This is a genomic window from Streptomyces sp. NPDC085481 (assembly GCF_044541845.1).
Taxonomy (GTDB): domain Bacteria; phylum Actinomycetota; class Actinomycetes; order Streptomycetales; family Streptomycetaceae; genus Streptomyces.
Window position 1 is genome coordinate 249963 of the sequence record NZ_JBITTJ010000003.1, and the last position, 19635, is coordinate 269597.

Annotated in this window: 17 protein-coding genes; 9 read left to right on the plus strand and 8 right to left on the minus strand. The window is 72.4% G+C overall.

From position 1 onward, the window contains the following. The first annotated feature begins 20 nt into the window (after window positions 1-20). The 3 genes from ACIGEZ_RS09920 (at window position 21) to ACIGEZ_RS09930 (ending at window position 3017) form a co-directional block, all read left to right on the plus strand. Entirely contained in the window at window positions 21-749 is a 729-nt protein-coding gene (locus tag ACIGEZ_RS09920) for a FadR/GntR family transcriptional regulator (protein ID WP_399828233.1), read from the plus strand. A gap of 111 nt (window positions 750-860) precedes the next feature. Next, entirely contained in the window at window positions 861-2303 is a 1443-nt protein-coding gene (gene eat, locus ACIGEZ_RS09925; protein ID WP_399828236.1) for an ethanolamine permease, read from the plus strand. Window positions 2304-2333: 30 nt separating this feature from the next. Beyond that, window positions 2334-3017, plus strand: a complete 684-nt coding sequence (locus ACIGEZ_RS09930; protein WP_399828238.1) for a gamma-glutamyl-gamma-aminobutyrate hydrolase family protein — start codon at window positions 2334-2336, stop codon at window positions 3015-3017. 289 nt (window positions 3018-3306) lie between these two features. Here ACIGEZ_RS09930 and ACIGEZ_RS09935 read toward each other — a convergent pair whose 3' ends face one another. Then, complete coding sequence (locus tag ACIGEZ_RS09935) at window positions 3307-4245, minus strand: LysR family transcriptional regulator (RefSeq protein WP_399828240.1); 939 nt, start codon at window positions 4243-4245, stop codon at window positions 3307-3309. A 70-nt stretch (window positions 4246-4315) separates the two neighbouring features. Here ACIGEZ_RS09935 and ACIGEZ_RS09940 point away from each other — a divergent pair, with 70 nt between their 5' ends. Further along, entirely contained in the window at window positions 4316-5473 is a 1158-nt protein-coding gene (locus tag ACIGEZ_RS09940; RefSeq protein ID WP_399828243.1) for a TDT family transporter, read from the plus strand. Here the strand turns inward: ACIGEZ_RS09940 and ACIGEZ_RS09945 are convergent. The 4 genes from ACIGEZ_RS09945 to ACIGEZ_RS09960 all read right to left on the minus strand — a co-directional run bounded on the left by ACIGEZ_RS09945 (window position 5400) and on the right by ACIGEZ_RS09960 (window position 9741). Next, complete coding sequence (locus ACIGEZ_RS09945; protein WP_399828246.1) at window positions 5400-6128, minus strand: helical backbone metal receptor; 729 nt, start codon at window positions 6126-6128, stop codon at window positions 5400-5402. The genes ACIGEZ_RS09940 and ACIGEZ_RS09945 overlap by 74 nt on opposite strands. Beyond that, window positions 6125-6676: a helix-turn-helix domain-containing protein gene (locus tag ACIGEZ_RS09950; protein WP_399828248.1), complete on the minus strand. Its 552-nt coding sequence runs from the start codon at window positions 6674-6676 to the stop codon at window positions 6125-6127. Before ACIGEZ_RS09950 ends, ACIGEZ_RS09945 begins: the two co-directional genes overlap by 4 nt. A gap of 208 nt (window positions 6677-6884) precedes the next feature. Next, on the minus strand, window positions 6885-8696 hold the full coding sequence (locus ACIGEZ_RS09955; protein ID WP_399828251.1) for an ABC transporter permease/substrate binding protein: 1812 nt from the start codon (window positions 8694-8696) through the stop codon (window positions 6885-6887). Beyond that, window positions 8689-9741, minus strand: coding sequence for a glycine betaine/L-proline ABC transporter ATP-binding protein (locus ACIGEZ_RS09960; protein WP_399828253.1), 1053 nt, complete (start codon window positions 9739-9741; stop codon window positions 8689-8691). Before ACIGEZ_RS09960 ends, ACIGEZ_RS09955 begins: the two co-directional genes overlap by 8 nt. A gap of 246 nt (window positions 9742-9987) precedes the next feature. Here ACIGEZ_RS09960 and ACIGEZ_RS09965 point away from each other — a divergent pair, with 246 nt between their 5' ends. Together ACIGEZ_RS09965 and ACIGEZ_RS09970 are read left to right on the plus strand one after the other, a co-directional pair. Continuing rightward, window positions 9988-10893, plus strand: a complete 906-nt coding sequence (locus ACIGEZ_RS09965) for a 5'-3' exonuclease H3TH domain-containing protein (RefSeq protein ID WP_399828687.1) — start codon at window positions 9988-9990, stop codon at window positions 10891-10893. A gap of 202 nt (window positions 10894-11095) precedes the next feature. After that, on the plus strand, window positions 11096-11932 hold the full coding sequence (locus ACIGEZ_RS09970) for a siderophore-interacting protein (RefSeq protein WP_399828254.1): 837 nt from the start codon (window positions 11096-11098) through the stop codon (window positions 11930-11932). 122 nt (window positions 11933-12054) lie between these two features. On the opposite strand, the gene ACIGEZ_RS09975 is transcribed toward ACIGEZ_RS09970, so the two are convergent. Further along, window positions 12055-12687 carry a MerR family transcriptional regulator gene (locus ACIGEZ_RS09975; RefSeq protein WP_399828256.1) on the minus strand — a complete coding sequence of 211 codons (633 nt, stop codon included), beginning with the start codon at window positions 12685-12687 and terminating at the stop codon, window positions 12055-12057. A 131-nt stretch (window positions 12688-12818) separates the two neighbouring features. Between ACIGEZ_RS09975 and ACIGEZ_RS09980 the strand changes: the two genes are divergently transcribed. From ACIGEZ_RS09980 to ACIGEZ_RS09990, 3 genes are read left to right on the plus strand one after another with little or no spacing between them, the layout of a single operon-like run. Next, window positions 12819-13763: a hypothetical protein gene (locus ACIGEZ_RS09980; RefSeq protein ID WP_399828259.1), complete on the plus strand. Its 945-nt coding sequence runs from the start codon at window positions 12819-12821 to the stop codon at window positions 13761-13763. Next, window positions 13760-14212, plus strand: a complete 453-nt coding sequence (locus ACIGEZ_RS09985; protein ID WP_399828262.1) for an ABA4-like family protein — start codon at window positions 13760-13762, stop codon at window positions 14210-14212. Before ACIGEZ_RS09980 ends, ACIGEZ_RS09985 begins: the two co-directional genes overlap by 4 nt. A gap of 8 nt (window positions 14213-14220) precedes the next feature. Continuing rightward, window positions 14221-15144 (plus strand): ADP-ribosylglycohydrolase family protein, encoded by a 924-nt coding sequence (locus tag ACIGEZ_RS09990; protein ID WP_399828265.1) that lies wholly within the window; start codon window positions 14221-14223, stop codon window positions 15142-15144. Between the two features lie 58 nt (window positions 15145-15202). Here the strand turns inward: ACIGEZ_RS09990 and ACIGEZ_RS09995 are convergent, their stop codons facing one another. Further along, window positions 15203-16597, minus strand: a complete 1395-nt coding sequence (locus ACIGEZ_RS09995) for a cytochrome P450 (RefSeq protein WP_399828268.1) — start codon at window positions 16595-16597, stop codon at window positions 15203-15205. 167 nt (window positions 16598-16764) lie between these two features. Next, on the minus strand, window positions 16765-19593 hold the full coding sequence (locus ACIGEZ_RS10000) for a DEAD/DEAH box helicase (RefSeq protein ID WP_399828270.1): 2829 nt from the start codon (window positions 19591-19593) through the stop codon (window positions 16765-16767). Window positions 19594-19635: the final 42 nt, after the last annotated feature.

Consider the following 19635-nt stretch of genomic DNA (forward strand, 5'->3'; position numbering starts at 1 on the left):
TGGGAAGGGGAACCGACGAGGTGGCCAGTACGAGTGAATCGGCGGACCGGTTGACGCCGGTGCTGCGGCCGGTGCGCGCGGGCAACGGCTTCGAGGAGGCCCTGGAGCAGATCCTGCAGGTGGTCCGGCTCGGCCTGGTGCCCGGCGGCGAGCGCCTGCCGGCCGAGCGGGAGCTCGCGGACCGGATGGGGATCAGCAGGGTCACCCTCCGCGAGGTGCTGAAGGTGCTCCAGGAGCAGGGCCTGGTCGAGAGCCGGCGCGGGCGGTACGGCGGCACGTTCGTGCTGCAGCGCCCGCAGACCGCCGACGAGGCGGAGGTGCGCCGCCGGATCGCGGCCGTCGACATGGAGGACACGCTGCGCTTCCGCGAGGTCCTGGAGGTCGGCGCGGCGGGTCTCTGCGCGGCGCACGGCCTGACCGTCGAGGGCGCCGAGCGGCTGCGTACCGCCCTGGCGGCGACCCACGACGCGCCGCTCGGCGACTACCGGCGCCAGGACACCCTGCTCCATCTCACGCTCGCCGAGCTGTCCGGCTCGCCGACCCTGACCGCGCAGTACGCGGCGGTACGGGCGACCGTCAACGACCTGCTCGACGGCATCCCGCTGCTGGTGCGCAACCTGGAGCACTCTCAGCACCAGCACACGGCCCTGGTGGAGGCGGTGCTCGACGGGGACGCGGACGCGGCCCGCGAGGTGATGCGCGAACACTGTGCGGGCACGGCGGCGCTCCTGCGGGGATTCCTGACGTGAGGGTGTGAGGTCCCCGTCACCGGAAAGTAACGCACGGGGGTTGCGTTCCCCGACGCCCGACGCAAAGGTATGGCACCAATCCATTGGGCCCGACGCGGGAGCTCTGCTGCCATGACGCTCGAAGACACCTCCGGAAGCACCGCCCCACCGAACGACGACTACCTGGAGAAGCGGACCCTGCGCCGCGGCAGCGCCGGCTGGCTGCTGCTCACCGGGCTCGGCGTGGCGTACGTCGTCTCCGGCGACTTCTCCGGCTGGAACATCGGCCTGTCCAAAGGCGGCTTCGGCGGACTGGCCATCGCGACGGTGCTGATGGGCGCGATGTACGCGTGTCTCGTCTTCTCGCTCGCCGAGCTCTCCGCGATCCTGCCCACCGCGGGCGGCGGCTACGGCTTCGCCCGCCGTGCGCTCGGCACCTGGGGCGGCTTCCTCACCGGCACCGCGATCCTCATCGAGTACGTGCTCGCGCCCGCCGCGATCGCCATCTTCATCGGCGACTACGTCGAGTCCCTCGGCCTCTTCGGCCTGGAGTCGGGCTGGCCGGTCTACCTCGTCTGCTTCGCCCTCTTCATCGGCATCCACCTGTGGGGCGTGGGCGAGGCGCTGCGCTTCATCCTGATCGTCACCGCCGTCGCGGTCGCCGCGCTCCTGGTCTTCGCGCTCGGCGCGCTCGGCGACTTCCACATGTCCGGCCTGAACGACATCCCCGCCGACACCGGCGCGGCCGGGTCGAACTCCTGGCTGCCGTTCGGGCTCCTCGGCATCTGGGCCGCGTTCCCCTTCGGCATGTGGTTCTTCCTCGGTGTCGAGGGCGTGCCGCTCGCCGCCGAGGAGGCCAAGGACCCGGTGCGCTCCATGCCGAGGGCGCTCGCGCTGTCCATGGGCATCCTGGTGCTGCTCGCGGTGGTGACCTTCTTCGCGGCGACCGGGGCGCGCGGCTCGGCGGCCATCCAGGAGGCCGGCAACCCGCTGGTGGTCGCGCTGCAGGGCGACGGGGCGCCCACCGCGCTCAGCCGCTTCGTCAACTACGCGGGCCTCACCGGCCTGGTGGCCTCCTTCTTCTCCCTCATCTACGCGGGCTCGCGCCAGCTCTTCGCCCTGTCGCGGGCCGGCTACCTGCCCAAGTTCCTGTCCCTCACCAGCAGCCGCAAGTCCCCGTACCTGGGGCTGCTCATCCCCGGCGCCCTCGGCTTCGCGCTCGCCGCGGGGACCGGGAACGGGGCGCGGATGCTGAACATCGCGGTGTTCGGCGCCACCATCTCGTACGCCCTGATGGCGCTGTCCCACATCGTGCTGCGCCGCCGCGAGCCGGGTCTCGCCCGGCCGTACCGGACCCCGGGCGGGGTGCTGACCTCGTCCGTCGCCTTCGTCCTCGCCCTGTCGGCGCTGGTGGCGACCTTCCTGGTCGACAAGGACGCGGCGTTCATCGCGCTGGGGGTCTACGTGATCGCGCTCGCCTACTTCGCCTTCTACAGTCGCCACCACCTGGTCGCGAAGGCGCCCGAGGAGGAGTTCGCGGCGCTCGCCGCGGCCGAGGCGGAACTGGAACGCTGAAAACCGACCCCTTCCCGAGGAGGAACTCCCGTGCCCAAGCCGCTCATCGGCGTGACGACCTATCTGGACCAGGCCCGTTGGGGGGTGTGGGACCTGCCTGCCGCCCTGCTGCCGGCCGCCTACCCGCGCCTCGTGCAGGCGAGCGGCGGCATCGCCGTGATGCTGCCGCCGGACGAGCCGGCCGCGGCGGTGGAGACGGTGGCCAGGCTCGACGGTCTGGTGGTCGCGGGCGGCGCGGACGTCGAGCCGGTACGGTACGGGGCCGAGCCCGACCCCCGTACCGGCCCGCCCGCCCGGGCCCGGGACACCTGGGAACTGGCCCTGATCGACGCGGCCCTGGCCGCCGGCACCCCGTTGCTCGGCATCTGCCGGGGCATGCAGCTCCTCAACGTGGCACTCGGCGGCACGCTGGTCCAGCACCTGGACGGCCACACGGGGCCGGTCGGCGTGATGGGCCGCCACCCGGTCGAGCCGGTCCCCGGTACCCGCTACGCCGCCCTCGTCCCGGAGCGGTCGGAGGTGCCGACGTACCACCACCAGTGCGTCGACGTCCTCGGCAAGGGCCTGACGGCCTCGGCCCACGCGGCCGACGGCACGATCGAGGCGATCGAGCTGACGCCCGACTGGGCCCTCGGAGTGCAGTGGCATCCGGAGATGGGCGAGGACCTGCGGGTGATGCGGGGCCTGGTGAAGGCGGCGACCTCCGGACACTGACGGAAGGCCAGAACAACAACTTCCAGCTCAGCCGCGTAAGACGGCGGACGACCGGATGACCCACGGCCACCCGGAGACCTGACCCGCAGACGACGACGGACGGGAGCGGGGGACGTGCAGGGGGCCGCGTTCGGGACGTAAAGCGTGATGTGTGGCGCGGGAAAAGAGGGCTCGCCACCAACGGAACCAGGTCCGCGCCGTACATCATGCAGTCCCGAACGCGGCCCCCTGCACGTCCCACGCGCCCACCCGTCTACCCCAGCCCTACCCCCAGCGCTACCCCCCAGCCCTACGCCCCGGGCCGCACCCGGGTAAGCGACAGCAGATCCCGCGCAGGCCCCGTAGGCCGGTGCCCCGTAGGCCACACCGCCCGCAGGTCCCGCCGCAGGAGAACGCCCGCGACCGGAATGGCGACCAGCCGGCGGGAGGCCAGCTCGTCGGCGATGGCCAGCTCGCTCAGGACCGCAGGCCCCGCCCCGCTCACCGCCGCGGCCTTGACCGCCGTAGTGGAGGCGAGCTCCATCAGGGGCTCGGCCAAGCCCCCGTGGCCGGCGAGGGCCGCGTCCAGGACCTGACGCGTACCGGACCCCCGCTCGCGCAGGACGAGCGGCGTCGCGGCCAGCTCCGCCGGGTCGAGGGGCTTGCGGCGACGGGCCCAGGGATGGGAGGGCGCGGCGACGACGGCCAGCCGGTCGTGCGCGACGACCGCCCCGTCAAGCCCGTCCGGAACGGCCAGGCCCTCCACGAAGCCCAGGTCCGCCTCCCCCGCGAGCAGCCGCTCGGCGACGGCCATGGAGTTGCCGGCCTGGAGGGACACGGCCGTGTCGGGCCGGTCGGCGCGCAGGGCGATCAGCCAGCCGGGCAGCAGGTACTCGGCGATGGTCATCGAGGCGGCGACCCGCAGCCGGGAGTCCCGGCGCCCGCGCAGCGCCTGCACGCCCGCGTCGAAGGCCTCCGCCGTCTCGACGATCCGCCGCGCCCAGTCCGTGACGAGCGCCCCCGCGTCGGTGAGCCGCGAGCCGCGCGGCGAACGGTCCACCAGGGCGACGCCGAGCTGCCGCTCCATGGAGCGGATGCGGCTGCTGGCCGCGGGCTGGGTGATGCCCACCTCGCGGGCGGCCCGGCCGAGGCTGCCGTGCCGGGCGACGGCGATCAGCAGCTCGAGCGCACCGAGATCGGGAACCCGGTGGGACAGCGGGTGGGTGACATCAGAAGACTCGGCGCTCATAAAGGCAGCTTATGACCTCATAGTCGCGATGTCCCTGGTGGGGGCCTTGTCCGGGCGCGAGAGTCGACGCATGGCAACACTTGCTCCCTCTCGGCCCGTCCCCGTCGCCACCACCCCCGGCGCACGGTGGACCCCGGTCCGTCACCTCGGACCCCACTGGTACGCCCCGGTCATGGGCACCGCCATCGTCGCCAACGCCGGCGCGACCCTCCCCGTCCACGTGCCGGGACTGCGTACCGCCTGCACCTTCGTGTGGGCGCTTTCCTCCGCCATGCTCCTGGCGCTGCTAGGCGCCCGCGCCCTGCACTGGGTGCACCACCGCGACCAGGCCCGCGCCCATCTGCTCGACCCGGCGATGGCGCCGTTCTACGGCTGCCTCTCGATGGCCCTGCTGGCCGTCGGCGGCGGCACGATGCTCGTCGGGCGGGACTGGATCGGAACCCAGGCGGCCGTCACCGTGGACGTCGCACTCTTCACGTCCGGGACGGTCATCGGCCTGGCGGCCGCGGTCGCCATCCCGTACCTGATGATCACCCGTCACCGGATCGAGGGCGCCTCCCCCACCTGGCTCCTGCCCGTGGTCGCCCCCATGGTCTCCGCCGCGCTGGGGCCCCTCCTCATCCCCCATCTGCCCACGGGCCAGGCCCAGCAGACCCTGCTGATCCTCTGTCACGCGATGTTCGGCGTCAGCCTGCTCGCGACGCTCGTGATGCTGCCGCTGGTCTTCGGACGCCTCGTCATCGACGGTCCCCTGCCCCTGGCGCTCACCCCCACCCTGTTCCTCGTCCTCGGCCCGCTCGGCCAGTCGACGACCGCCGCGAACAAGTTCGCCGACGCCGCGCAGGGCGTGCTGCCCGCCCCGTACGACCACGGTTTCACCGTCTTCGCGGTGCTGTTCGGCGTGCCGGTGACGGGCTTCGCGCTGCTGTGGCTGGCACTGGCCGGGGCGCTGGTGGTGCGGGCCCGGCGCCGGGGCATGGGCTTCGCGATGACCTTCTGGGCCTTCACCTTCCCGGTCGGCACCTGTGTGACCGGCGCCGAGGGTCTCGCCCAGCACACCGGGCTCGCGGTGTTCCGCTGGCTGGCGATCGGGCTGTACGTGCTCCTGGTCGCGGCCTGGCTGGTGGCCGGCGCACACACCCTGCGCGGGCTGCTCAGCGGAGCGCTGCTCGCAGGTCCCGGGCGAGCGAGCGAGGCGCCTCGGCCAGTGACGGCCCGTACCAGGTGAGGTGCCGTCCGTCGACGAGCGCCGCGGCGACCCCGGGGAAGGCCTCGGGGCCGTCGTCGCGCGTGAAGCGGTACGGCTCGTCGGGCAGGACGACGAGCTCGGGCGATGCGCCGGTCAGCTCGTCGAGCGCGACGCGCGGATAGCGCTCGGAATGCTCGGCGTAGAGGTTTCGCACACCGAGCCGACCCAGCAGATCACCGGCGAAGGTGTCACGACCGAGCACCATCCAGGGGCGGCGCCACACGGGGACCACAGCCGTACGGGGCGGATCCCAGGCCCCGGCCCCGACCTCCGCCCAGGCGGCCCGAGCCTCGTCCAGCCACCGCGGCGCGCCGCGGACCCCGCACGCGTCCAGGACCCGCTCCAGTTCGGCGAAGGCCTGGTCGAGGCCGCGGATCTCGGTGACGAGGACGTCGAGCCCGGCGGCCCGCAGGGCGTCGAGGTCGGGCGCCCGGTTCTCCTCCTCGTTGGCGATGACGAGGTCGGGGCGGAGGGCGGCGACGGCGGCCGTGTCCGGGTTCTTGGTGCCGCCGATCCGCACCGCGCCGCCGAGGTCCGCCGGGTGCGTGCACCAGTCGGTGACGCCGACCAGCGTGCCGGGCGCGGAGACGGCGACGGCCTCGGTGAGGGAGGGCACCAGGGAGACGACCCTCATGCCTCGGCGGCCTCGATGTGGTCGGCGACGGAGACGAACACCAGCCGGGTGCCGGGCAGTGTGGCCCGCCAGCGGTGGCGTACCCCGCCGGAGAGGTAGAGCGTGTCTCCGCGTTCCAGGCGGTACGCGCGGCCTTCGGCCTCGATCTCGGCGGCGCCGTCGGCCACGTACAGCAACTCGTCGTTGCGGTGCAGGAATTCACGGCCGGCGTCCTGCTCGCCGGTGAACTCGAGGGCCTGCAGCTGGTGCCGGCCGCGGACCAGCGGCCGTACGCCGGGCGGCATCTGCCACAGTTCCTCGTCGGAGCGTACGACGTCCACGGTGCGGGCCGCCTCTGCGGCGGCGAGCAGTTCGGCGGCGGTGGTCTCCAGGGCCTCGGCGACGCGCTGGAGGGAGCGGTCGCTGGGGCGGGCCCGCTCGTTCTCGACCTGGCTCAGGAAGGGCACGGACAGGCCGCTGCGCTGGGCGACGACGGCCAGCGTCAGCTGGAGCGCCCTGCGGCGCCTCTTGACGGCCGCGCCCACCCGCAGCGACTCCTTGTCGTCCATGTCGGCCCCCTCCCTCGTGTCTCGTGCCTCACGCGTACTGGTCGGTTATCTGAACCTTACGCAGCTTTGGGGCGGGGTTTCGCGTCGTGGCGAAAAGGGGTGGTCGCCGAACACTTTCGGCGACCACCCCTTCTCGGAGCGAAGTCGACTCGTCCCCTGCCGGGGCACGAGCCCTGTCGGGGGCGAGCCCGAGGAGGAGGGGCGAGCCCTACTGGGGCGCGAGGCGCTCCGCGACGCCCGGGTTCCGGTCGAGCCAGGTGCGGACGGCGTCCTGCTCCTTGCCCTTGCCGGTCTCCTGGATGACGGCTTCCAGGCCGGTCAGCTCCTTCTCGCTGAGCTTGAAGTTCTTCAGCCAGGTGCCGACCTCGGGGTTGTCCTGGGCGAAGCCCTTACGGGCGAGGGTGTGCACGCCGTCGCCCTTGCCCCAGCTGCCCTTGGGGTCCTTCAGCTTCTTGAGGTCGTACGTGGAGTAGGCCCAGTGCGGCGACCAGAGGGTGACCGCGATCGGCTCCTTCTTGTCGTACGCGCGCTTGAGTTCGGCCAGCATGCCGGGCGTGGAGCCGTCGACGACCTTGTACTCGCCCTCGAGGCCGTACTCCTTCAGGACCTTGTCCTTGAGGATGCCCATCATTCCGGCGCTGGGCTCGATGCCGACGATCCGGCCCTTGTACGCCCCGGCCTTGCCCTTGAGGTCGGCGAGGGTGTTCACGTCCTTCATGTACGAGGGGACGCTGAGCTCCAGGGAAGTGGGGCCATACCAGGAGCCGAGGTCCTCGAGCTTGTTCCGGTACTTCTCCCAGTACTGGGCGTGGGTGACGGGCAGCCAGGAGTCGGTCTGGAAGTCGATCTGGCCGCCGGCGAGGCCGGTATAGAGAGCGCCGGCCTCCAGCTGCCGGGTCTCGACCTCGTAACCGCGCCGCTCCAGGAGCTCCTTCCACAGGAACGTGGAGGCGATGCCTTCGTCCCACGGGATGTAGCCGAGGCTGATCTTCTTGCCGTGGCCGGTGTTGGGCCCGGACGCGGTGGTGGAGGAGGCGCCGCCGGAGCCGCCGAGGAAGCCCATGCCGCCGGCGACGAGCGCGAGGACGACGACGCCGACGAGGGCGGTGACGGGCTGGGGGCGGTGGCCCCAGATGCGCGCGCCGGCGCGCGCGGCGCTCGCTGCGCGCGCCTTGGCGGCGGCGCGGCGGCCGAGCGGGGAGACCTGGCGGCCGAGGGCGCCGGTCATCCGGTCGAGGTACATGGCGAGGATGACGATGGAGATGCCGGCCTCGAAGCCGAGGCCGATGTCGACGTTGCCGATGGCGCGGTAGACGGCGCCGCCGAGTCCGCCGCCGCCGACCATGCCGGCGATGACGACCATGGACAGGCCGAGCATGATCACCTGGTTGACGCCGGCCATGATCGTGGGCAGCGCGAGCGGCAGCTGGACCCGCAGCAGCGTGTTGCGCGGGGTGGTGCCGAAGGCCTCGGCGGCCTCGACGAGTTCGCCGTCGACCTGCCGGATGCCGAGCTCGGTCATGCGGACGCCGGGCGGCAGGGCGAAGACGATGGTGGCGATGATGCCGGGGACCACGCCGACGCCGAAGAAGATGATGCCGGGGATGAGGTAGACCATCGCGGGCATCGTCTGCATGAAGTCCAGGACCGGGCGCAGCACGGCGCTGACGGTCTTGGAACGGGCCGCCCAGATGCCGAGCGGCACGGCGATGACCAGGGTGACGAGGGTGGCGACGAGCACGAGCGAGAGCGTCGCCATCGCCTCGTCCCACAGCTCGATCGAGTCGACGAGCGCGAGGCCGGCGAAGGCGAGCGCGCCGGCGGTCAGGCCGCGCAGCCACCAGGCGACGACGGCGAGCATGCCGGCGAAGAGCAGCGGCTGGGGCGCGGACAGGACGGCGTCGATGCCGTCGTAGAGGCCGGTGACGGCGGTGCTGATCGCGTCGAAGAGCCAGGACAGCTGGGCCTGGAGCCAGTCGACGGTGCTGTCGACCCACTGGCCGAGGGGAAGCCTAGGCATGTGCGGTCACCTCCTGACCGGTGAGACCGCCCATGGCGGCGAGCAGCCGCTCCTGCGGTACGACTCCGAGGACGGTGCCGTCCTCGTCCTTGACGGGCACGGGGTGCGCGGCGCGCGCGGAGACGGCGCACAGCTCGGCGAGGGGCGTGTCCGGGCCGACGGAGGGCCGGTCCGCGGGGACGGGGGCCCCGGCGGGCTCCATCACGGCGGCGGCGGTGAGCACGCGGGTGCGGTCGACGTCCTGGATGAAGGAGGCGACGTAGTCGTTGGCGGGGCGGACCAGGATGTCCTCGGCGGTGCCGAGCTGGACGATCCGGCCGTCGCGCATGACGGCGATGCGGTCGCCGAGGCGCATGGCCTCGTTGAGGTCGTGGGTGATGAAGACGATGGTCTTCTTCAGCTTCTGCTGGAGCACGAGGAGCTGGTCCTGCATGTCGCGGCGGATCAGCGGGTCGAGCGCGCTGAACGACTCGTCCATGAGGAGCAGGTCTGCGTCGGTGGCGAGGGCGCGGGCGAGGCCCACGCGCTGCTGCATGCCGCCGGACAGCTCGTCGGGCCAGGACTTCTCCCAGCCGGCGAGTCCGCACAGCTCGAGGGCCTCGGCGGCGCGCCGCTCGCGCTCGTCGCGCGGGACGCCCTGGACCTCGAGGCCGTAGCCGGCGTTCTCGAGGACGCTGCGGTGCGGGAAGAGGGCGAAGTGCTGGAAGACCATGCTGATCTTCGTGGACCGCACGGTGCGCAGCTCGCGGGGGGCGAGCGCGGTGAGGTCGCGGCCGTCGAAGAGGACACGGCCCGCGGTGGGGGTGAGCAGGCCGTTCAGCATGCGCAGGAGGGTGGACTTGCCGGACCCCGACAGACCCATGACGACGAAGATCTGGCCGGGTTCGACGGTGAAGGACGCGTCGATCACGGCCGCCGTCGTGCCGTCGGCGCGCAGGGCGTCGCGGTCGGCAGCTGCCTCGTCGGTGGCAGCGAGTTTGCGGACGGCTTCGTCGGGTCGTCTGCCGAACACCTTGTACAGGTGGTCGGCCTGGAGCCTGGACACATACACCTCACGGGTTGCAACGAAAAACGGCCCGCCACCCCCGCAGCCGGGCCGTGGAGCGGGACGGGATCTGCCCGCGTCACCCGTCGTGTACAGGGAATCCTTCGTTGAATCCCGTACCGGGTCCGCTCCGGGCTCGCGCCTGCCCCCGCTTTCCCCGGGCAAACGCGAAGGTGACCGGCGTCACGCCTGATGGGGGGTGTTGTCGGTGGGGTGCGGCATGATCGGGGTGTGACGCGACGCCTGATGCTCCTCGACACCGCCAGCCTCTACTTCCGCGCGTACTTCGGCGTGCCGGACTCGGTCCGCGCGCCGGACGGGACCCCGGTCAACGCCGTGCGCGGCCTGCTCGACTTCATCGCCCGGCTCGTCCAGGACCACCGGCCGGACGAGCTGGTGGCCTGCTGGGACGCGGACTGGCGGCCGCAGTGGCGGGTGGACCTCATCCCCTCGTACAAGGCGCACCGGGTGGCCGAGCTGACGGAGGTCGGGCCGGACGAGGAGGAGATCCCGGACACGCTGGCGCCGCAGGTGCCGGTGATCGAGGAGGTGCTCGACGCGCTGGGGATCGCCCGGGTCGGCTCTGCGGGCTTCGAGGCGGACGACGTGATCGGCACGCTGACCGCCCGCGCCGGCGGCCCGGTGGACATCGTCACCGGCGACCGTGACCTGTTCCAGCTGGTGGACGACGGGCGCGGGGTGCGGGTGCTGTATCCGCGCAAGGGCGTCGGCGACTGCGATCTGGTGGACGACGAGCTGATCCTGACGAAGTACGGGGTGCGGGCCGACCAGTACGCGGACTTCGCGGCGCTGCGCGGCGACGCGAGCGACGGGCTGCCGGGGGTCAGGGGCATCGGCGAGAAGACGGCGGCGCAGCTGATCACGGAGTACGGGGATCTGGCGGGCGTGCGGGCGGCGGCGGTCGACCGGACGTCGAAGCTGACGCCGGCGAAGCGGCGGGGCATCGTGGAGGCGGCGGAGTATCTCGACGTGGCACCGACGGTGGTGCGGGTGGCCAAGGACGTGCCGCTGCCGGAGTTCTCCCCTGCCCTGCCGTCGGCGCCCCGGGACCCGGAGGCACTGTCCGCGCTGGTGACGCGGTGGGGACTCGGCGGGGCGGTGGGACGACTGCTTCCGGTGCTTGAGCGCTGAGAGGTGCGCCTGACGTGCTGAGGCGTGCCCCTGAGGTGCAGAGGGCACCCGTGAGGTGCTGCGGGGTGCCCGTGAGGCGCTGAAGGGCCGCCCCCGGGGCCCCGAGGCGGGCAGCGCGCTGCCAGGGCCCCTGGGCTCGCCCCACCCCGGGGTGCTAACTTAGGCAAACCTAAGTTTTCAGACCGGGAACGGGGAGACCGACGTGGCAGAACAGCCCGCACGCAAGGCACCGAGGGCCCACGAGGCACAGGTGGTACGCACGGAGCGGATCACCCCGCACATGGTGCGCCTGGTGCTCGGCGGCCCGGGACTCGATGCCTTCGAGCTCGGTGACTACACCGACCACTACGTGAAGCTGCTGTTCGCGCCGGAGGGGGTGAGCTACCCGGAGCCCTTCGACATGGAGCGGATCCGGGCGGAGTTCCCGCGCGAGCAGTGGCCGACGACGCGGACGTACACGGTACGGGCCTGGGATGCGGTCCACCGTGAGCTGACCATCGACTTCGTGGTCCACGGCGACGAGGGCCTGGCCGGCCCGTGGGCGGCGCGGGCGCAGGCGGGCGACACGGTGCGCATGCTCGGCCCTGGCGGCGGCTACGCCCCGGACGCGACGGCGGACTGGCACCTCCTGGTCGGCGACGAGAGCGCCCTGCCGGCCGTTGCGGTCGCCCTGGAGCGGCTGCCGGAGGGCTCGACGGTGCGCGCCTTCCTGGAGGTCGCGGACGCCGCCGAGGAGCAGAAGTTCACGACCGCGGCGGGCGTGGAGGTCACCTGGCTGCACCGCGGCTCCCGCCCGGCGGGCGAGGCGCTGCTCGCCGCCGTCCGCACCCTGGACTTCCCGGCCGGCGACGTCCACGCCTTCGTGCACGGCGAGGCCGGCTTCGTGAAGGAGCTGCGCCGTCACCTCCGCCTGGAGCGCGAGGTGCCGCGCGAGCGCCTGTCGATCTCGGGCTACTGGCGGCTGGGCAAGACGGACGAGGCCTGGCGCGCGATCAAGCGCGATTGGAACGAGCAGGTGGAGCGCGAGCAGGAGAACTGACGCGCCACTGAACACACCGAAGGGGCGGGAGCCTTGAGCTCCCGCCCCTTCGGCGTGCCCACGCGGTCGTGCCCACGCGGTCGTGCCTACGGGCTCGCGCCTACGCGGTCGCGCCTACAGGCTCACGCTTCGCCGCCGAACAGGCGGCGCGAGGCGTCGATATGGGCGAGTCGGCGCAGGGCCGCGAAGATCGCGTCGCCCAGGACCGTGCCGACGATCACGCTTTCCACCAGTTCCTCGCGCACCACGTTGCGGGCCACGTAGTCGAGGTCGGCTTCGGCCACGCGTTCCGCCGCGTCGGCGTAGGTGTCCAGGACCTCGGCGAACGAGCCGTGGCCGACGTTCTCGAGCGCGGCGAGGGCGACCGCGAGGGCCTCGGCGGCGGGGGCCTTGGGGTGGGTGTCCCAGCCGCGGCGGTCGACCAGCTCGGCCACGGCCGAGCGGGCGGCGACGATACCGCCCCCCTGCTCGCCCTCGTATCGCGGCACCACGCGGTCGGCCGCCGCGCCCAGCAGCTTGTGCACCGACCGGTCCGGATCGTCGACGGCCTCGATGACCTCACGGACACCCGCCACCGACAGGCCGCCGACGTCGAGCAGCGCGCGGATGAGGCGGAGGCGCTGGACGTGCGCCTCCTCGTACGAGGCCTGGTTCGGGCTCGTCAACCGCCCGGCGGGCAACAGCCCTTCCCGTACGTAGTACTTGATCGTCGGCACGGACACTCCGGTCCTGCGACTCAACTCTCCGATGCGCACCGCGTGTTCACCTTCCCGGTCTCGCTCCGGTCTTGCCGACCGGCCCCTCCATCATAGATAGTGGCGCTATCAGATAGCGGCAAGTGCCGCTATCTATTCTGGGTCTCACGCATCCCACGGGGGGAATTCCCATGTCCTCGGCACCACAGCTCCGCACACTCCACCGGCCCCTGGTCTGGTTCGCCGCGTCGATGGTCGTCCTCGCCCTCGTCTCCGCAGGCGGGTTGCTCCTCGACGACCGGATCCTGGTCGGCGCGCCGATCTGGGCCAAGCCGTTCAAGTTCTCGGTCTCGTTCATCGCGTACGCGCTCTCGCTCGCATGGATGCTCTCCCTCCTGCCCGGCGGCTCTCGCGCCCGCCGGGTCGGCTGGTGGGCCGGCACCGTCCTCACCGCGGCCAGCCTCCTCGAGATGGCGCTCATCACCCTGCAGGTCGTCCGCGGCAAGCAGAGCCACTTCAACCAGGCGACCCCGTTCGACGCGGCCCTCTTCCAGACGATGGGGATGACCGTCGTCGTCCTCTGGCTCGCCGCACTCGTCATCGCCGTCCTGCTGCTGCGCGCCCGCATCCTGGACCGCGCCACCGCCTGGGCCGTGCGGCTCTCCTCGCTCATCGCACTGGCGGGCGCGTCCATCGGCTTCGTGATGGTCCCCCCGACCCCGGACCAGCTCGCCCAGGACGACCCCGCGATCGTCGGCGCCCACAGCGTCGGCGTCCCCGACGGCGGCCCCGGCATGCCCCTCACCGGCTGGTCCACCACCGGCGGCGACCTGCGCATCGCGCACTTCTTCGGCATGCACGCCCTCCAGCTGATCCCCCTGCTCCTCCTCGCCCTCTCCGCGCTGGCCCCGCGCTTCGCCCGCCTGGCCGACGCCCAGATCCGCCTCCGCCTGACCCTCGTCGCCTCCGCCGCCTACGCCGCGGCCTTCCTCCTCCTCACCTGGCAGGCCCTGCGCGGCCAGCCCCTCCTCTCCCCCGACGCCCCGACCCTCACCGCGGCCGCCACCGTCACGATCCTCACCGCGGCGGCCACCGCACTCTCCCTGCGCACCCGGCACCTGGAGCTCGCGGCATGACCGGCCTCCTCTTCGAACTGACCTTCCTCCTCGCCGCCCCGATCTGGCTCCTGATGATCCTGGCGCCGGGCCGCCCCCTGACCGACCGCATCGCCGCGTCCCCGCTGACCGTCCTCCCGGTCCTGGCCGTCTACCTGGTCCTCGTGGCTCCCGTTCTCCCCGAACTGTGGACCGCCGTCAGCAGCCCGGACCTCGACACCTTCCGCGACCTCACCGCCCTCGCGAACGGCGCGGGCGCGATCTGGGCCCAGGTCATCGCCTGGGACCTCCTCCTCGGCCAGTGGATCTACCGCGAGTCCCGCCGCCTCGCCCTCTCCCCCTTCCTGACGGGCCCGCTCCTCCTCCTGACGATCCTCCTCTCCCCCTTCGCCCTCCTCGTCTTCCTCGCGATCCGCGCAGCCCGCTCGGCAAAGGCACGCGCACCACAGACGAGCGACGCCCTAGGCTGAGCCACGACATGCTGACCGTGGAACGGGCCGTCGGGGCCATATGGGGATCCGCTGCCGGGGACGCGCTGGGCGCGCCGTTCGAGTTCGGGCTGCCGGGGGTGTTCAGCGACCGCTTCCCGGACGGCATCGGCGAGATGTGCGGGGGCGGGGGCTGGGACCCCGGAGAGGCCACGGACGACACGCAGATGGGCGTACTCATCGCGGAGTCGCTGCTCGAACGCAACGGCCTCGACCTTCCGGACCTCTTCAGCCGCTTCCAGCGCTGGGCCGCGGCCGACCCCAAGGACATCGGGCTCCAGACCGAAGCCGTCCTCCTCGGTGGCGACCCCTGGGACACCGCGGCCGCCCTGCACTACCAGCTCAACGGCCGTGCGGCGGGCAACGGTTCGCTGATGCGGGCCGCCACCCCGGCGGTCTACTTCGCCTCCGCCGGCCGAGCCGCCACCATGGCCGCGGCCCGGCGGATCGCGGCCCTCACGCACGGCGACCGCGCCGCCTGGGAGGGCACGGCAGTCCTCCATGAGCTGGTACGCGTCGCCCTGCTCGGCGACGACCCCCTCGCCGCCGTACCCGGAGCCCTGGCCGAGGTGGTGGAAGCACATCGGGCGCGGTGGGCCGTGGTCCTCGCTCCCGACTGGCACCCCGACGACGCCACGGAGTTCAACGGCGCCGTCTGGCCCTGCCTCGGTTCCGCGCTGTGGGCGCTGCGTACGACCACGTCGTACGAGGCGGCCATCGCCGCGGCCGTCGACCTCGGCGGCGACACCGATACGGTCGCCGCCGTCACCGGCACCCTGGCGGGCGCGGTGTACGGCCCGGACGCCATCCCCGCCCGCTGGACGGCCGCGCTGTACGTCCCCCTACCGGGCTTCGGCGACCGGGTGCTCCGGGCACCGGACCTCCGCGCAGTCGCAGTGGCGCTCGCCACCTGACGCCGGACAGGCCCTACACCGCAAGGGCCTCGACCCCGCCCAGCGCCCCGCCCCGCCGCTACCGTGCGCGCACCGTGGCGAGGACGTCGCGGTCCGGCTGCAGGGTGAGGCCCGGCACCGGATGAATCTCGCCGGGGTCGAGGTCGAGCCGGAAGCGGCGGGCCAGGACGGCCAGGATCAGTACGGCTTCGACCATGGCGAAGCGGGTGCCGAGGCAGACGCGGGGGCCGCCCCCGAAGGGATACCAGGCGTACTCCGGTATCTCCTCGGAGTCGGCGGCGGCACCTTCGCCATCGCCGCCGATCCAGCGCTCGGGGCGGAACTCCAGCGGGTCCCGGTACCACCGCCCGTCCCGGTGCGTGGCCCACTGGCTGCTCCAGACTCGCGTGCCGGCCGCCACGGGGGCGCCGCCGAGGGTGGCGCCCTCCTTGGCTATGGCGGTGATGAGCCAGATGGTGGGGAACAGGCGCAGGGTCTCCTTCACCACGGCCTGGGTGTAGGCGAGTTCGGCGTAGTCGTCGAAATCCGGGTCGCGGTCGCCGAGCACCCGGTCGAGCTCCGAGCCGAGGGCCTCGGCGACTCTCGGGTTACGGGAGAGGAGGTACCAGGCCCAGACGAGGGTGGAGCTGGTCGTCTCGTGACCGCCGATGTAGAGCGTGACGGTCTCGTCGCGGATCTCCCGGTCGGAGAGGTGCGCGCCAGTCTCGTCCTGGGCGGTGAGGAGGCGGCTGAGCAGGTCGGGTCGATCGCCGTCGCCGTCCCGGTGGCGGGCGACGACCCGGGAGACCTCGGCGTCGATGACGGCCGTGGCCCGCTTCACGCGGGCCCGCCCCGGGGTGGGCACCCAGTCGGGCAGCAGGGCGCCGATGCCGCTGAACTCGGCGCCGATCTCCTTCTGGGCGACGTCCATGGCCTGCCCGATGGCCTCGGCGTCGGCGGCGGTGTCGACGCCGAAGATGGTGCGGACGGCGATGAGCTGGGTGAGGGCGGCCATCTCCTTCTTGATGTCGACCCGCTGGCCGTCGCTCCACCGCTCGGCGAGGCCGACGGCGCATTCGGCCATGGTGGCCGCGTAGGACTTGACCTGCCGGGGCCGGACGGAGGGCTGGACGAGGGAGCGCTTGCGCCGCCAGTCGGCTCCCTTGGAGACCACGACCCCTTCGCCGAGCAGGGTACGGAAGGCGATCCCGAGGTCGGGCTGGTCGAAGGTCCGCTCGACCTGGGTGAGGAGTTCGCCGATGGTCTCCGGGTGGGCGATGAACAGGGCGGGGGTCCGGCCGAAGCGCCAGCGGACGAAGTCCCCGCGCTCACGCAGCCGTTCGAAGAAGGCGAGCGGGTTCTTGCCGAACTCCGGCAGGTTCCCCAGCCCGGGTACGCCGCGCGGTCCCGGTACGGTCTTCCGCCCGTCCGCCGTCGTGGTGGCGACGGCGGACGGACCGGCTTGCGTGGTCAAGTGCGTTTCCTTCCGCAGGAGTTGCGTGGTGGCCCCTGTGCCCCATGGCCCCGATCAGCTGTACGACTCGCTGTACGACTGCTGTACGGGTTCATGGAAGCGGAAGGGACCGACCCTCCGCCACCCCTGTGGAAAACGCCCTGTGGAGAACCTCCGTCAGTTCACCGTCAGCCGACCGAGCTGTAGGCGACGACACCCCTCAGCAGGCTGTCCACCGCCTTCCGCGCGTTCTTCGCGACCGTGCTGTTCTCCCTGGGCGCCGCGGCCGCGATCTGGCCGAGGACGTCGATGACCTGCTTGCACCAGCGGACGAAGTCGCCGGCGGGCATCTCGGCCTCGCGCAGCACCTCGTCGAGCCCCTTGTCGGAGGCCCACTGGTAGGCGGCCCAGGCGAAGCCGAGGTCGGGCTCGCGCTGACCGACGCCTTCGGCCTGGTGGAGCTTGAACTCCTCCTCCAGTGCGTCGAGCCGGCCCCAGATCCGCACCATCTCGCCGAGCGCCGCCTTGGCGTTGCCGGTCGGCAGCTTGGGCGGGACCGCGTCGTCGGACTGCCGGGCCTCGAAGACCAGCGCCGAGACGCAGGCGGCGAGTTCGGCCGGAGAGAGCCCCTCCCACACGCCCTCGCGCAGGCATTCGCTGGCCAGCAGGTCGAGTTCGCCGTAGAGCCGGGCGAGCCGCTTGCCGTTGTCCGTGACGTCGTCGGCGCGCAGGTAGTCGAGCTCGGTCAGGAGCGCGACGATCCGGTCGAAGGTGCGGGCGATGGTGTTGGTGCGGCCCTCGATGCGCCGCTCCAGCTGCTTGGTGTCGCGCTGCAGCCGGTGGTAGCGCTCGGCCCAGCGGGCGTGGTCCTCGCGCTCGTCGCAACCGTGGCAGGGGTGGGCACGGATCTCGGTGCGCAGCCGCGCGATCTCGCGGTCGTCGGCGGCGGCCGAACGCTGCTTGCGGTGCCGCTCGGGGTTGACGTGCCCGGCCTTGGTGCGCAGCGCGGAGGCGAGGTCGCGCCGGGACTGCGGGGACTTCGGGTTGAAGGACCGCGGGATCCGCATCCGCTCCAGCGGCTCGACGGGGACGGGGAAGTCCATCGAGGCGAGCCGCTTGACCTGCCGCTCGGCGGTGAGCACCAGCGGACGGGGCCCGTCGTGGTGCTCGAAGCCGCGGTGGCCGTTGGTCCGGCCGGCCGGGATGCCGGGGTCGAGGACGAGGGCGAGACCGGCGAACTTGCCGGTCGGGACGTAGATGACGTCACCGGCCTTGAGCCGCTCCAGGGAGGCGGCCGCCTGGGCCCGGCGCTGGGCGGCGCCCTGCCGGGCCAGATCGGTCTCGCGGTCCTTGAGTTCGCGGCGCAGCCGCGCGTACTCCTCGAAGTCGCCGAGGTGACAGGTCATGCCCTCGCGGTAGCCCTGCAGGCCCTCTTCGTTCTTCTGCACCTGCCGGGAGATCCCGACGACCGAGCGGTCGGCCTGGAACTGGGCGAAGGAGGTCTCCAGGAGCTCGCGGGAGCGGTGCCGCCCGAACTGGTCGACGAGGTTGACCGCCATGTTGTACGAGGGCTTGAAGCTGGAGCGCAGCGGGTACGTGCGGGTGCCGGCCAGGCCGGCGAGGTGGCCGGGGTCCATGCCGCGCTGCCACAGGACCACGGCGTGGCCCTCGATGTCGATGCCGCGGCGGCCGGCGCGGCCGGTGAGCTGGGTGTACTCGCCGGGGGTGATGTCGGCGTGCTGCTCGCCGTTCCACTTGACGAGCTTCTCCAGGACCACGGAGCGGGCGGGCATGTTGATGCCGAGCGCCAGGGTCTCGGTGGCGAAGACGGCCTTGACGAGGCCGCGTACGAACAGCTCCTCGACGACTTCCTTGAAGGTGGGGAGCATGCCCGCGTGGTGGGCGGCGATGCCCCGCTCCAGGCCCTCGAGCCACTCGTAGTAGCCGAGGACGTGGAGGTCCTCGCCGGGGATGGCGGCGGTGCGCTCCTCGACGATCTCGCGGACGCGGCGGCGCCCCTCGTCGTCGTTGAGCCGGAGCCCGGCGTAGAGGCACTGCTGGACGGCGGACTCGCAGCCGGCCCGGCTGAAGATGAAGGTGATGGCGGGCAGCAGGCCCTCGGCGTCGAGCCGTTCGATGACCTCGGGGCGGCCGGGCGTCCAGATCCGGGAGCGCTGGCGGCGCTCGCGCTCGCGGTCGGCCTCGCGGATCATCTTGCCGCGGCGCCGGTCGCGCGGGTTGTACGTGCGCGAGTTCTCGGTGCGGGCAAGGCGGAGCAGGTCGGGGTTGACCTCGCGGCGGGAGGCGCCGCGGCCGCCGTGGTCGGTCTCCTCCTCGAAGAGGTCGTACATCCGCCGGCCGGCCAGGACGTGCTGCCACAGCGGCACGGGGCGGCTCTCGGAGACGATGACCTCGGTGTCGCCGCGGACCGTGTCGAGCCAGTCGCCGAACTCCTCGGCGTTGGAGACGGTCGCGGAGAGTGACACGAGGGTCACGGACTCGGGGAGGTGGATGATCACTTCCTCCCAGACGGCGCCGCGGAAGCGGTCGGAGAGGTAGTGCACCTCGTCCATGACGACGTAGCCGAGGCCGGAGAGCGCCTGGGACCCCGCGTAGAGCATGTTGCGGAGGACCTCGGTGGTCATGACGACGATCGGGGCGTCCCCGTTGACACTGTTGTCGCCGGTGAGCAGGCCGACCTTGTCGTTCCCGTACCGCCTGACGAGATCGGCGTACTTCTGGTTGGACAACGCCTTGATGGGCGTCGTGTAGAAGCACTTGCGCCCCTGGAGCAGGGCGAGGTGGACGGCGAACTCGCCGACGATGGTCTTGCCGGAGCCCGTGGGTGCCGCGACGAGCACGCCCTTGCCCGCTTCCAGTGCCTGGCACGCCTCGATCTGGAAGGGGTCGAGACCGAAGTCGTACATCTCGCGGAAGGGGGCCAGCGCGGTGGCCTGCTCGGCGTTGCGGGCGCGGGCAGCTGCGTACGCTTCGGCTGGTGTGAGGTCCTCTGTCATCTTGTTGTCGAGCCTACCCGTCACCTCTGACAGTGACGCGAT

Coding starts and splice junctions, on each gene's coding strand:
- ACIGEZ_RS09990 (WP_399828265.1), top strand. CDS start 14,221: ATGCTGACCGTGGAACGGGCCGTCGGGGCCATATGGGGATCCGCTGCC.
- ACIGEZ_RS09985 (WP_399828262.1), top strand. CDS start 13,760: ATGACCGGCCTCCTCTTCGAACTGACCTTCCTCCTCGCCGCCCCGATC.
- ACIGEZ_RS09950 (WP_399828248.1), bottom strand. CDS start 6,676: ATGGACGACAAGGAGTCGCTGCGGGTGGGCGCGGCCGTCAAGAGGCGC.
- ACIGEZ_RS09945 (WP_399828246.1), bottom strand. CDS start 6,128: ATGAGGGTCGTCTCCCTGGTGCCCTCCCTCACCGAGGCCGTCGCCGTC.
- eat (WP_399828236.1), top strand. CDS start 861: ATGACGCTCGAAGACACCTCCGGAAGCACCGCCCCACCGAACGACGAC.
- ACIGEZ_RS09965 (WP_399828687.1), top strand. CDS start 9,988: ATGCTCCTCGACACCGCCAGCCTCTACTTCCGCGCGTACTTCGGCGTG.
- ACIGEZ_RS09955 (WP_399828251.1), bottom strand. CDS start 8,696: ATGCCTAGGCTTCCCCTCGGCCAGTGGGTCGACAGCACCGTCGACTGG.
- ACIGEZ_RS09940 (WP_399828243.1), top strand. CDS start 4,316: ATGGCAACACTTGCTCCCTCTCGGCCCGTCCCCGTCGCCACCACCCCC.
- ACIGEZ_RS10000 (WP_399828270.1), bottom strand. CDS start 19,593: ATGACAGAGGACCTCACACCAGCCGAAGCGTACGCAGCTGCCCGCGCC.
- ACIGEZ_RS09935 (WP_399828240.1), bottom strand. CDS start 4,245: ATGAGCGCCGAGTCTTCTGATGTCACCCACCCGCTGTCCCACCGGGTT.
- ACIGEZ_RS09980 (WP_399828259.1), top strand. CDS start 12,819: ATGTCCTCGGCACCACAGCTCCGCACACTCCACCGGCCCCTGGTCTGG.